This is a genomic window from Thermoproteota archaeon, from assembly GCA_030130125.1.
Lineage (GTDB): Archaea > Korarchaeota > Korarchaeia > Korarchaeales > Korarchaeaceae > Korarchaeum.
The window spans coordinates 1-12,620 of sequence record JARZZM010000009.1 but is presented as its reverse complement, the minus strand read 5'-3'; the positions used below and the strand labels follow the sequence as shown (position 1 = coordinate 12,620).

At 52.7% G+C, this 12,620-nt stretch carries 13 protein-coding genes; all 13 read left to right on the top strand.

Annotated features, from left to right (window positions below):
• Positions 1–158 precede the first annotated feature (158 nt).
• A complete protein-coding gene (locus tag QI197_01610) occupies positions 159–458 on the top strand; it encodes a hypothetical protein (GenBank protein MDK2372056.1) in 300 nt (99 codons plus the stop codon).
• On the top strand, positions 443–1,609 hold the full coding sequence (locus tag QI197_01605) for an aspartate kinase (protein MDK2372055.1): 1,167 nt from the start codon (positions 443–445) through the stop codon (positions 1,607–1,609). Before QI197_01610 ends, QI197_01605 begins: the two co-directional genes overlap by 16 nt.
• Before the next feature lie 4 nt (positions 1,610–1,613).
• A complete protein-coding gene (gene asd / locus QI197_01600; protein MDK2372054.1) occupies positions 1,614–2,648 on the top strand; it encodes an aspartate-semialdehyde dehydrogenase in 1,035 nt (344 codons plus the stop codon).
• 61 nt (positions 2,649–2,709) lie between these two features.
• Positions 2,710–3,264 (top strand): dCTP deaminase, encoded by a 555-nt coding sequence (gene dcd, locus QI197_01595; protein ID MDK2372053.1) that lies wholly within the window; start codon positions 2,710–2,712, stop codon positions 3,262–3,264.
• A gap of 300 nt (positions 3,265–3,564) precedes the next feature.
• Positions 3,565–7,386 (top strand): adenosylcobalamin-dependent ribonucleoside-diphosphate reductase, encoded by a 3,822-nt coding sequence (locus QI197_01590; protein MDK2372052.1) that lies wholly within the window; start codon positions 3,565–3,567, stop codon positions 7,384–7,386.
• A 10-nt stretch (positions 7,387–7,396) separates the two neighbouring features.
• Complete coding sequence (locus QI197_01585) at positions 7,397–7,915, top strand: cob(I)yrinic acid a,c-diamide adenosyltransferase (protein ID MDK2372051.1); 519 nt, start codon at positions 7,397–7,399, stop codon at positions 7,913–7,915.
• Between the two features lie 116 nt (positions 7,916–8,031).
• Complete coding sequence (locus QI197_01580; protein MDK2372050.1) at positions 8,032–8,325, top strand: ferritin family protein; 294 nt, start codon at positions 8,032–8,034, stop codon at positions 8,323–8,325.
• A 292-nt stretch (positions 8,326–8,617) separates the two neighbouring features.
• On the top strand, positions 8,618–8,989 hold the full coding sequence (ndhC, locus tag QI197_01575; GenBank protein MDK2372049.1) for an NADH-quinone oxidoreductase subunit A: 372 nt from the start codon (positions 8,618–8,620) through the stop codon (positions 8,987–8,989).
• The gene (gene nuoB, locus QI197_01570) at positions 8,974–9,498 is read left to right on the top strand and encodes an NADH-quinone oxidoreductase subunit NuoB (GenBank protein MDK2372048.1); all 525 of its coding nucleotides are present in this window, start codon (positions 8,974–8,976) and stop codon (positions 9,496–9,498) included. Before ndhC ends, nuoB begins: the two co-directional genes overlap by 16 nt.
• Positions 9,488–9,964: an NADH-quinone oxidoreductase subunit C gene (locus QI197_01565; GenBank protein MDK2372047.1), complete on the top strand. Its 477-nt coding sequence runs from the start codon at positions 9,488–9,490 to the stop codon at positions 9,962–9,964. The genes nuoB and QI197_01565 overlap by 11 nt, the downstream gene beginning before the upstream one ends.
• Entirely contained in the window at positions 9,961–11,130 is a 1,170-nt protein-coding gene (locus QI197_01560) for an NADH-quinone oxidoreductase subunit D (GenBank protein MDK2372046.1), read from the top strand. The genes QI197_01565 and QI197_01560 overlap by 4 nt, the downstream gene beginning before the upstream one ends.
• Positions 11,130–12,137: an NADH-quinone oxidoreductase subunit NuoH gene (gene nuoH / locus QI197_01555; protein MDK2372045.1), complete on the top strand. Its 1,008-nt coding sequence runs from the start codon at positions 11,130–11,132 to the stop codon at positions 12,135–12,137. The genes QI197_01560 and nuoH overlap by 1 nt, the downstream gene beginning before the upstream one ends.
• Before the next feature lies 1 nt (position 12,138).
• Positions 12,139–12,620, top strand: a 482-nt coding sequence (locus QI197_01550) for an NADH-quinone oxidoreductase subunit I (protein ID MDK2372044.1), incomplete at its 3' end; no start/stop codon positions are given.

Sequence of the window (12,620 nt, the reverse complement as noted above, 5' to 3'; positions counted from 1 at the left end):
GGGTCGAACCTCCCTCCAAACTGGAAATTATTTTGACCTATTTAGGCCGAGATACGCCCTCTCGTCAGTTAACTTTTTAAATAGGAAGGTCTTAGGCCCCCTCAACGGGAGGTTGAGGTGATGTCCCGCCAATTTCAGGTGATGTCCCGCCAATATCGATGAGCGACTCCTCCCTGAGGGAATCTCTGGTTTTGTTCGGACTTTTCAAGTTGACCTCCCGCCAGAAGGCGGTTCTCACCCTAACGCTCCGATTCAACGGCAAGATATCCGCCAGTTCTATGGCAAAGATAGCGAGGGACGAGTTCAATATACCGGTCTCATCATTTTGGTTCGCTTTGAGGGATCTTAGAAAGCTGAAACTCGTAGAATTCGGCAACGGAGAGCCAATCCGTCTCACACCAGCGGGCGAGGTAGTTGCGGAGGCCCTGAAGGGGGTGGCATGGTGGGAAAGAGAGTAGTCGTGAAGCTGGGTGGCTCCGTTCTCAAGGGGCCGGAGGACTTCAAGAGGATAGCTGAAATAACAAAGAGGGAGTTCGATCAGGGACACGAGCTGCTACTGGTAGTTTCAGCCATGAAGGGGCACACGGATCAACTAATAGACATGGCCGAGAAGGTCGGTGCCGGTGACGAGCTCCTAGATTCCATCGCTGGCATGGGGGAAGTGCTGTCCGCTAGACTGATGGCCGCAGCTCTGAACTCGGAGGGCGTTCCTTCGGTAGCCATAGACCCGAGCTCACCGAAGTGGCCGGTGATAACCAACGATAGATTCGGTGATGCTGACCCCGATCTTCCCAGAACCTGCGGCGCTGCAATATCACACGTAGAGCCCCTCCTAGGAAGTGTAGTTCCGGTCATATGCGGCTACATAGGGAAGACCAAGGACGGCAAGCTCACTACACTGGGCAGGGGCGGTAGCGACACAACTGCCGTGACCTTAGCTAGGTGCCTCAACGCAGACGAGGTAGTCCTAGTCAAGGACTCCAAGGGAATAATGACCGCTGATCCTAAGATGGTTGAAAATGCCCATCAGATAAGTGAGCTGAAGGCTGAAGAGGCGCTGATGATGTCATTGGGAGGGGCTAGGGTACTGCATCACAAGGCGATTCGCTACTTGGCACCGACCGTGAGGATGAGGGTGGTCTCCATAGGAGAGGGGAGGTTCACTGGCGGCGGTACTGTGGTGCACGGCCACATCCCCGATTTACATGTGGAGATACACGAGAAGCCCATCAGCATGGTGACCTTGCTCATGAATGGTCACGGACTCAACGTGAGTGGGATGGAGGGTATACTCTCCATAAGTACGCTCGACAGGGCCACGATAATGTATGTCGATGGCGATTCGGAGGACACGGTGAGGAAGCTCCACTCCTTGGTAGAGAGGGGAGAGGCGAAGGCGGTAACGGTCAGGAGGGATGTGGCGATGATAAGGGTGTGGGGAGCGGCCATAGAGGAGATCCCTGGGGTGATTCACAAGATATCTGAACCCTTGGCTGCGATGGGCATAAACATACTGGGCCTCCAGACGGTTCACAACAGGATCGCTGTTTTCGTTGACTGGAAGGACAGGGAGAGAGCAGCTGAGGAACTCAGAGTGATCTTGGGGTGAAAGAATGAAGGTAGCCCTACTGGGTGGCACCGGGGCCGTAGGGCAGCGGTTCGTCAAGATGCTATCGGGCCACCCTTGGTTCGAGCTTGCTGTGATAACTGGGAAGACCAGCGTCGGGAAGAGGTACGGGGAGGTGAACTGGGTCCTAGAGGGAGAGGTACCGGAGGAGTTCAGGGACATAGTGGTGAGAGAGAACTCGCTGGAGAGCCTGAGGGAAGTGGATCTGGTGTTCTCAGCCCTGCCGTCCAAGGAGGCGAGGAGGTTTGAGAGGGAGCTGATGAACCGTGGCATACCCCTAGTGAGCAACGCGAGTGCCCTGAGGATGGACCCACTGGTTCCCTTGATCATACCGGAGGTGAATCCAGACCACCTCTCGCTGATCGATAGGCAAGAGGAACTTGGAGTTGGGCCTGTGGCCACGGATCCCAACTGCACGACCACAGTGCTTACCCTTCCCTTGAAGCCATTGCACGACGCCTACACACTCAAAAGACTCGACGTAGCCAGCTACCAGGCCCTCTCAGGGGCAGGCTACCCAGGAGTTCCCTCCTATGATATCATCGATAATCTAATTCCCTTCATCTCGGGAGAGGAGGAAAAGGTACAGAATGAAACTAGGAAGCTGCTAGGTGAGGTAAATGGGGGCGAGGTCATATTTGCATCCTTTGATGTTCAGGCCACGTGCATTAGGGTCCCCGTCTTGGACGGTCACACGGTAGCGGTGCACGCGGAGTTCGAGGAAGAAGTGGATCCCGAGGAGGCGGCCAAACTCCTCCAGAATTTCAGCTCCGAGCCTCAGCGCCTGAAACTACCCACCGCTCCAGCAAGACCCGTTCACGTGAGGAATGAGGGTGACAGGCCTCAACCCAGATACGACAGGGATGCGGAAGGTGGTATGAGCGTCGTGGTTGGCAGGATCAGGAAGGGGACCAACAACCATTCGCTTCTCTTTGTGGTGGTGGGACATAACACGGTAAGAGGGGCAGCGGGACAAGCCATCCTCCTAGCTGAACTGATGAGAGTAAAGAACATCATCTAACCTATTTTCACTGTTCTTGGACTGGAGAAAGCTTATGTAATTGGCTCCACCTGCGTCTCCTATGATACTGTCGGACAGCAGCATACGCTCCCTTATCGAATCGGGTGAGCTTTCCATAGATCCCCTGTACGACGATACGATCAGGGAAAACGGGGTTGATATGAGGATAGGGCCCGAGATAGCCTTCCCTATAGTCACTGGGGAGGTAATAGATCCGATCAGGGACAATCCCGCCAAGCATTTTTCCGTCAGGGAGATCCCCGACGAGGGGATAATAATACCGGGGAACACCTCAATCCTCTTGGTAACCGAGGAGTACGTGAGAATGCCCAAGGATGTGGCTGCCCTCTGCGGGCTCCGCTCCTCCATTGCTAGATGGGGTTTCGTCGCCCCTCCAACGCTGATAGACGCTGGCTTCGAGGGTCAACTGACGATAGAGGTCATGTGGACCAGACCTGCGCCCGTGAAGCTGTACAAGGGCATAAGGTTCCTTCATGTGGTGTTCTTCAGGGTGGAAGGTGAAGTAGAGAGGCCGTACAGCGGGAGCTATCAGGGGCAGAGGGGTGTGACACTCCCCAAGAAGCTCGAGAACACCCGCTTAAGCAACAAGGTTTAACCCTTAACTCGGATATCGGAATCAAGGTTAGAGCTCAGTTACGCTTAGGGTAGGTTAAATTCAATACGTTCATCTTCGAAAAAAGTTTTCAACACTGCAGACTAAACTTTATTAGTTGAGAGGTGCTGATCTCTGCCGGACCGTCCACAAAGGGGGCCCCATACTTGTGTCAACTTTTTATTATAATATCAAATTTATCATAAATCTATGTTCGTATAAAAAGATAAACCGGAAAAATGGAGTGGAAAAGATCTAGGTAGGGTTCTTATAGATCGCTCCCGTGATGGAATTGATAGGGGTATGCCGGTCACTAAGGTAGTTAAGAGGGACGGTAGAATCGTCCCATTCGATGCCTCTCGTATAAAGAGGGCCATAGAGGGGGCTATGCGGGAGGTAGGACATTATGATGAAGCTAAACTTGATAAGGTAGTTAGATACGTGCTCAGAGTCATAAACAGGACGTTCAGCGACGATAATCCGCCCCACGTTGAGGAGATCCAGGACATAGTGGAACTCGCCCTGATGAAGTACGACCTCTTCGATGTGGCCAAGGCCTACATACTCTACAGGAAGGAGAGGGAGAAGATAAGGAAGGAGAAGATGGCCATTCTGGGCAAGGACTACGTGGATGATGTGGATAAGAGGCTCTCTCTAAATGCCATCAGGCTCCTTGCCGCTAGATATCTACAGAAGGACCCGGACGGGAGGCTGAAGGAGGACCCGAAGGGTATGTTCATAAGGGTCGCCTCCCTAGTGGTGATCCCTGACGTGCTACACGATCCCAAGGTGTTCGATAAGGATGGCGGCCAGCCAATTCACCCAAAGGAGGAGTTCTCACCTGAAGAATGGGAAGGTAAGGTGGGGCTTAAGAACGGACATCCAGAGGACCATTTAGCCCCTACCTTCACTTGGAACAGCTACCACTTGGAGAGGATGAAGGCGCTCTACGATGAACTCAACGAGCAGGGGAGGATGAAGGTGAGCTGGTCCCAGTTCTGGGAAATGCTCCTCCATGGAGAGTTCGATCACCATTACCAAGACTTCCTCAACTATTACAGGCTTATGGTCGATCTGAGGTTCCTTCCCAACTCCCCGACGCTGTTCAACGCTGGCACTAGGCTGGGTCAACTATCGGCATGCTTTGTATTGGACATAGACGATAGCTTGGAGTCGATAATGAAGGCTGCCACGGACGCAGCGATGATATTCAAGTCCGGCGGAGGTGTCGGAATAAACTACTCAAAGCTCAGACCGCAGGGCGACATAGTCAGGTCAACCGGAGGTCAGGCCTCGGGGCCGGTCAGTTTCATGAGAATAATAGATGTGATCACGGACGTGGTGAAGCAGGGAGGGCGCAGAAGAGGAGCAAATATGGGCATACTGGAGGTATGGCATCCCGACATATGGAAGTTCGTGGAGGCCAAAGCCAAGCCCGGTCAGTTCGAGAACTTCAACATCTCGGTGATGATAACGGAGGACTTCTGGCCCAAGTTCGAGTCTGGAGAGGAGTACACCCTCATCAATCCCAGAAATGGCGAAGTTTGGGATACCCTGAATCCTAGGGAGTTCTTCAGGAAGATAGCCGAGATGGCTTGGCGCACCGGAGATCCAGGTGTGTTGTTCGCTGATAATATAAATAAAAGAAATATAATGAAAGAAGCATTAGGTGAAATAAAATCAACTAATCCCTGCGTAGCTGGCGATACTAGGGTGCTCACGCCAGCAGGATGGTTCCGAGCCTCTGAAATCTATCGACTATCTAAGATGAGGGGCCCCGTCAAGGCGGTAGCCGTTGATGAAGATGTCTTGGGCGATAGCGGTGAGCCTCAAGCCTATGAGACAGAATTGGTAGCTACGGAGGGAGATGAGGTCATCTACAGGACTGTACATGGAGATGAATTGAGGCTCCTCATTCCAAAGAGGGTCAGAGCTTGGGTCTGGCATGTGGGAAGGAAGCAGGGACTGAGGGTGGTCACGAAGGAGGGATATGAGTTGACACTCACCCCAGAGCACAAGGTCCTCACGCCAGAAGGCTGGATAGAGGCGAAAGATCTCAAGCCCGGGGATAAGATCAAACTGGCGAGGTTGCACCCTTGGTTCTTGGATGAGGTCTATGAAGGTAGTTACGACTTGGACGAGGATGTGGCCTTTGCGTTGGGTTGGCTGGTTGGTGATGGGACCCTGAACAAGCATTATGTAGCGTGGTTCTTCAGCCACGGAGATAAGGCTGCTGAGGAGAGGGTCAGGAGGGGGATAGAGAAGATCGGAGGCAACCCACTCTCCCACACTTACGTACTGAGCGAGAGCGAGCACAAGGTCCAGTACAACAGGGCAACGACTGTCTACAAGAATGTCATGAAACTGATGGGTCAGACGATGGAGAGGAGCAGAGAGAGAAGCCTGCCCGATGTAGCATGGAGCCTCTCACCTAGAGCCCTGTTAGCGTTCCTCAGCGGCCTGTTTACGGCAGACGGGTATGTGGACGCAGACAGGGCGGTGAGGCTGACCAGCGCCAGCTTGGAACTACTGAAGGAGGTACAGGTGCTGCTCACCACCTTTGGAATATACTCAGCCATATACGAGAGGCCCTATGAAGGGAAATTCCATTACACGACTAAAGATGGGGAGGAGAGGACTTACAAGGCCGGTGGATACTACGAGCTGATAATTAAGGGCTATAGCAGGAAGATCTTCAAGGACTTAATAGGATTTGAGAGCATTGAAAAGCTGGAGAAACTTCTCTTAAGAAAAACAAAGAGGGACTCGGTATGGGTAACTGTCTCCTCTGTGGAGGATGCTGGTTTAGTGGACTTCTACGACTTCACCGTCCCAACATATCATAACTACATCGCGAACGGTCTGATAAACCACAACTGTGGTGAGGAGCCTTTATATCCATATGAGTCTTGTAACTTAGGAAGTATTAACTTATACGCTTACATCAGGAGAGAGAACGGAATTACATCCTTCGATTGGGATTCTTACTCTGAGGATGTAAGACTGGCCCTTCGTTTCCTCGACAATGTCATCGATGTGAATAAATTCCCCATTCCGGAAATAGAGAGAAACACCAAGGCCACGAGAAAGGTCGGTCTCGGTTTGATGGGGTTGGCTGACGTCCTCTTCGCGCTAGGAATACCGTACAATAGTGAGGAGGGGTTCGATTTCATGAGGAGGGTGGCTGAGTACCTCACCTACTTCGCCATGAAGGAGAGCGTTGAAATGGCCAAAGAGAGGGGGACCTTCCCACTTTACGGGAGATCAGGGTATGTCAAGGGGGAAATGCCGGTCGAGGGCTTCTACCATCCGGAGTGGTGGCACCTAGACTGGGACACCCTTAAGGACGAGATACGGAGGTACGGGATCAGGAACGCCGAAGTAACGACGATAGCCCCGACTGGTTCCATCTCCATGATAGCCGACGTTTCATCGGGAATAGAGCCTCAATTCGCTCTGGTGTATGAGAAGAGGGTATCCGTCGGCTCTTTCTTCTACGTGGACAGGGAACTGGAGAGGCAGCTCAAGGGGAACGGCCTCTACCACGAGAAGCTTCTTAAGGAGATTGCCGATAATGGGGGTTCGCTTCAGGGGATAGAGCCTCCCGAGGGCAAGGAGGAGCTCTTCAAGAGGATGCAGCAGGTGTTCCTCGTGGCCTACGACATACCGTGGTGGGATCACGTCAGGGCCCAGGCGGAGATAGCCAAGTGGATCTGCGCTGCTGTGAGCAAGACAATAAACATGCCCAACTGGGTGTCCGTCTCGGACGTTGAGAAGGCCTACCTGTTCGCCTACAAGCTGGGATTGAAGGGTATCACCGTCTATAGGGACGGCTCTAAGGCGGCTCAGGTTCTCGTGACCCCCTCCCAGAGGAAAGGCGAGTACGTGGTGAAGACAGAGAACCAGACGCTTAAGATGATGGAGATGCTCGGTATAGAGCTCCCCCAGCTCAAGAAGGCTCCCGTTGAGGAGAAGGCTCTAGCTCAGCCGGTCTTCAAACCTCCATCGCCACAGCCAGCGAATCACGTGGAGAGGTGTCCAGAGTGCGGCAGCACTAGGCTGGTGTACAAGGAGGACTGCGTCACCTGCCTGGACTGCGGGTGGTCTGCCTGCGTGGTCTCTTGAGGGGACTCAAGTGAGAGAGGGGCTCGTGCACCTCTATACGGGTAACGGCAAGGGAAAGACCACGGCGGCTTTTGGCTTGGCGTTAAGGGTAGCCGGAAGGGGAGGTAGAGTACTTATAGTCCAGTTCCTGAAGGGACTACCGACGGGGGAGGTCATGGCGGTCAGAAAAATACCTGAGATAGAGGTAAGGAGGTTCGGCAGCGAGAGGTTCGTGGATCCAAAGAGGCCAACAGAGGAAGATATAGCCATGGCCAAGAGAGGTCTCAAAGAGGCCATGGAAGCCATGTCCTCCGGTAACTACAGGTTGGTGGTCTTGGACGAGGTGAATGTGGCTGTGGCCTTCAATCTAATCGATGAGAGGGAGGTGATCTCGGCGGTCAAGTCGAGGCACCCACGCACGGAGGTCGTCCTCACTGGAAGGTACGCTCCTCCCTCTTTTTACGAATTGTCGGACTACGTGACCGAGTTCAAGGAGGTAAAGCACCCCTTCTCCTCCGGGATCCCCGCACGTGAAGGTATAGAATATTAACACATGTCTGTTCACTCTTTTTACGAAATAAGCATTCTAGAGGGTTCGGGTACTCCCACTGAGGGATCCCTCCTACTTTAAAGGGAAAGCCTCCCTTGCTAGCGAGGTGGTCTTACATGCTGGCTGAGAACCCGGTATCACTCTCAAGAGGAAGGAAGATGACCCGTGAGGAGCTCTCCCAAGCCCTGAGGTATGCCATTATAGCTGAACTAGATGCTATAAACCTCTACATTCAATTTGCCAGTGCAACAGACGATGAGAAGGCCAGAAAGATATTCTTAGACGTGGCAAGGGAGGAAAAGACTCATGTAGGAGAGTTTCTAGAGCTCCTCCTCTCTCTGGACCCTGAGCAGGTGAAGGAGCTAGAAGAGGGAAGAAAGGAAGTGAAAGAACTACTAGAAAGCCACTAACATCCCTAATTTTTAATGACAAGCCCAAGTTTCTCTGACCACACCACAATAAGGATGCACCAGACTGTCCCGGGTTACCCGCTAAGAACTACCTACGTACTCCGACGATAGACGAAAAAATCCCAATATATTTTATGCTCGGGCTAAAACATAAAAATAAATTTTTCTCTATTGCATCTTCAAAAATATATTTAGATAATATCGGAAATTAAATTCACAATAATCAACTAGGAAAGCTTTTAACTATTATTTCGAATCTCGAACGGGGCAAGGAATCATGGAAGGTCTCGGTTTGACAAATGAGGTCCTTGTGACATTTTCCTTAGGCATTGCGATAGGTATAGGACTTGGGATAATCGGTTTTATCCTCGGTAAGATACTATCTCCGGCTAAGGAGTATCCCAGAAAGAGAGAGAGATATGAGTGCGCTAACCCGCCGCGGGGAAGGGCGAGAGGCCTCTTCATGATGCAATACTATCCCTTCCTGATCCTGTTCCTTACCCTAGAGCCTATCATGATCTACTCTTTCCTATTCCTCATGGAGGCCCATAGATACATTCTAAACACCACTCTTCTTTTCGGCGCCATGGTGGCGATCCTCGCATCCCCTCTCGTGTTCGGGATATACTACGTTAGGAGGCTGGAACTATGGTCTGCGCATTAGAGGGAAGTATGTGGGTTGGTAACTTGGAGAAAGCCGCCAGGAAGGCGGCAGCTTGGCTGGTGAACAAGACTCCCATCAGGAGCCTGAGGGACTGGGGGATAGCCTTCTCCCTCTGGCCGGTCCACTTCACCACCGCCTGCTGTGGAGCTGAATTCGGAGCCTCCGCCGCGCCCAAGTTCGACACCGAGAGGTTCGGGTTCCTCCCCTTTATAGCGTCTAGGCAGTGCAACGTCCTCTTCATAGAGGGGACCCTCAGCAAGAAGATGGCCGAGGCGGCGATATGGGTCTACGAGCAGATGCCCGATCCCAAGTTCGTGGTTGCCATGGGTGCTTGCGGCATAGATGGCGGCATATTCTGGAACAGCTACAACATAGTGAGACCGAAGGACATCCTTCCAGTTCACGTCTACATCCCTGGATGCCCGCCAAGACCCGAGGCAGTTGCCCAAGCGATAATCATGCTTCAGAGGAAGATAAGGAAGGGGGAGCTGGTGACCTATGAAGTTTGAGGAACTGAAGAGTCAAATAGAGGAGAGGATGAAGGATCTGGGCGCTGAGGTCTCCGGGAAGGAGCCGAATGTGGTGGATGTGAAAGTCTCTCGGGAGAAGATAGTGGAAGCAGCGAAGAGGCTCAAGGAAATGGGCTTCGACCATGTTAAGGCAGTCACGGCCATCGATTACCCTAACGAGAGATTCGAGGTGGTGTATGTCTCATCCTCATACTCCAACTTGGAGCTAGCCTACTTCATAGTCAACCTGAGGACCGACCTGCCCTACGACGACCCCAAGATGCCTTCCTTGCTGGAGGTCTGGCCGAGCGTCCTATATCAAGAGCACGAAGAGCACGATCTCATAGGGATAATGTTCGAGGGTCATCCTAGGATGGGTGAGAGGTTACTGCTTCCAGAAAGCTACGAGGGCATACCGCCACTCAGGAAGGAGTTCAAGGTGAAGACGGAGGGGATAAACGCATGAGCTTAGAGGAGAGAGAGCTAGAGGTACTAATAGGCCCTCAACATCCCGCATCAGGGCACATGAGGCTCGTGGCCAAGATAGACGGGGATATAGTGGTAGAGCTGAGGCCTAACATAGGTTACGTGCATCGATCGGTAGAGAAGCTGGCAGAAGTCAAGAAGTACCTTCAGATAATACCTTTGGTGGAGAGGCCTTCTTTGGCTGATACCACCGCCAACAACTTGGCCTACGTCATGGCTGTGGAGAAGCTGCTGGGAATAGAGCCACCACCTAGGGCACAGTACCTGAGGACCCTCCTAGCGGAGATAAACAGGATTCACAGCCACTTCTACGGCATGGGCATTCATGGGGTCATGATAGGGTCATCAACCGCTTACATGTGGTGCTTCGGAGACAGGGAGCCCCTAATAGAACTGGCACAAGAGCTGACTGGTGCCAGACTAACCTATTCCTACATAGTGCCCGGAGGGGTGAGGAGGGATCTGCCTCAAGGCTTCGAGGACAAGGTGGAGAAGGTGATGAGGTACCTAGAGAACAGGATGCCCGACTACTTCGACATCTACTTCAACAACCCTGTGACTAGAGCTAGGCTCGAGGGAGTGGGGGTACTGACCAAGGAGGATGCGATAAAACTTGGCGTGACTGGGCCGAACCTAAGGGCTAGCGGCGTTCCCTACGACGTAAGGAAGGCAGAGCCCTACGCGGCCTATCCCGAACTGGATTTTGACGTGATAACGGAGGAGGATGGCGATGCATTCGCTAGGGTCATGGTAAGGGTGAGGGAGATACAGGAGAGCATCAAGATAATCAGACAGGTCTTGAAGAAGATACCTGACGGTCCCATCCTCGACGAGAAATACATGAAGATGATCCCGCCGAACCTGAGGAAGCAGGTGGAGGAGACCGGTCACATAAAGTTCCCCGGAGTCTTCGCCAACCTAAGGGTCCCGGCCGGAGAGGCCGTGGCTAGGGTAGAGGGAGGAAGGGGAGAGGTCGTCTTCCACATAATCAGCGACGGGAAGATGAGTCCCTACAGGATGAGGATGGTCACCCCCTCATTCAGGAACGTCATACTCTTCGAGCACCTCACCAAGGGAGCCAGAGTCGCCGACATCCCCGCGATTTACGGTAGTCTGGATTACTTCCCGCCGGAGGCTGATAGGTGATGCAGGACCTGTTGAGTGTAATATTCGAGCCTTATGTGTTCGTTCCCCTGATATTTCCGGGGATAACCGTAGCTTTCCTGCTCCTACTCGTGATTATCTGGCTTGAGAGAAAGATAGCAGCCAAGGTGCAGCTGAGGTATGGTCCCCTCTACGTCCTCAAACCGTTGGGCGGTGCAATACAGATGGTCGCCGACCTGCTCAGGTACCTGTTCCAAGAGCCCATCATACCGAAGACCGTCGACAAGCTGGCCTTCATAATGACCCCTGCTCTGCTCTTTGGCGCCGCCTACCTGCCCACCATAGCTATACCAGTCAGCCCCACGTTCTACGCCTTCAGAAGCGATCTAAGCCTCCTCATAGTGCTGGCCCTATCAACCCTAGCCCCGATATTCACCGTTGTGATGGGATGGGCCAGCAACAACAAGTTCTCCCTAATAGGGGGTGTGAGAGAGGGCTACATAGTAGTCTCCTATGAGATACCCATGTTCCTGTCGGCACTTTCCATTGCCATTCTCTACGGTTCCTTAGACTTGGTGGAGATAGCTGAGGCACAGAAAGGCATATGGGGAATCTTCCTGAATCCGGTGGCGGCCATAACTATGCTCGTCCTCATGTACATGTCCACCAGCAAGTTCCCATTCGAGATACCCGAGGCTGAAAGCGAGATAGTCGCAGGCGCTTACACCGAGTACAGCGGCATTCTCTACGGTCTGGTCATGGGAGCTTCCTATGTGAAGCTTTACGTGCTCAGCTTGGTGTTCACAATACTCTTCTTGGGAGGATGGAACCCCATACCAGGTTTCATGGCCAACGATCCGCTCCTGCCTGGGGTCCTGCTCTTCATCAAGGCCTTCATCATAATAGTGATAGGGGCCTTCCTCAGGGCCGTCTACCCGAGGTTCAGGATAGATCAGGCGATGGACTTGGGATGGAAGACGATGCTGCCCCTGTCGATAATCTCCATCTTCATCTCACTGGTTGAGATCATGATAATGGGAGGTGCTTGAGTTGGCAGTTGAGAGGACGATCCGTCACATAAAGGCCCTCGCAACGGGGGCCAAGTACATGCTGGGTGGCCACAGGCTCACCCTCATGTACCCTGATGACATACAGGAGTTCCCCGACGGCTACAGGGGGATGATAGAGTACGACTGGGATACCTGCATAAAGTGCGGTCTCTGTGCTATGGTGTGCCCGGCCGACGCGATGAAAATGTACATCTCGAAGGAGGAATCTGAAGAGGGTAAGAGGCCCGTGAGGAGGCCCGGCATAAACTACACTAGGTGCATCTTCTGCGGGTTCTGCGTGGACATATGCCCGACTAACTCGCTCAAGTTCACCAAAGTACACGATGTTGCATTCTACACGTTTGAGGAGCAGATCTACCCGCCTGAGAAGTTCAGGGAGGGAATACCAAAACCCCAGTACGACAAGGAGCCCAGAAAGGTGAGGGCCGTTCTGGATGAGAAGAGGGGGATAAGGTATGAGCC

Coding starts and splice junctions, on each gene's coding strand:
- QI197_01560 (MDK2372046.1), top strand. CDS start 9,961: ATGAGCTTAGAGGAGAGAGAGCTAGAGGTACTAATAGGCCCTCAACAT.
- QI197_01580 (MDK2372050.1), top strand. CDS start 8,032: ATGCTGGCTGAGAACCCGGTATCACTCTCAAGAGGAAGGAAGATGACC.
- asd (MDK2372054.1), top strand. CDS start 1,614: ATGAAGGTAGCCCTACTGGGTGGCACCGGGGCCGTAGGGCAGCGGTTC.
- dcd (MDK2372053.1), top strand. CDS start 2,710: ATGATACTGTCGGACAGCAGCATACGCTCCCTTATCGAATCGGGTGAG.
- nuoH (MDK2372045.1), top strand. CDS start 11,130: ATGCAGGACCTGTTGAGTGTAATATTCGAGCCTTATGTGTTCGTTCCC.
- nuoB (MDK2372048.1), top strand. CDS start 8,974: ATGGTCTGCGCATTAGAGGGAAGTATGTGGGTTGGTAACTTGGAGAAA.
- QI197_01590 (MDK2372052.1), top strand. CDS start 3,565: ATGCCGGTCACTAAGGTAGTTAAGAGGGACGGTAGAATCGTCCCATTC.
- QI197_01610 (MDK2372056.1), top strand. CDS start 159: ATGAGCGACTCCTCCCTGAGGGAATCTCTGGTTTTGTTCGGACTTTTC.
- QI197_01565 (MDK2372047.1), top strand. CDS start 9,488: ATGAAGTTTGAGGAACTGAAGAGTCAAATAGAGGAGAGGATGAAGGAT.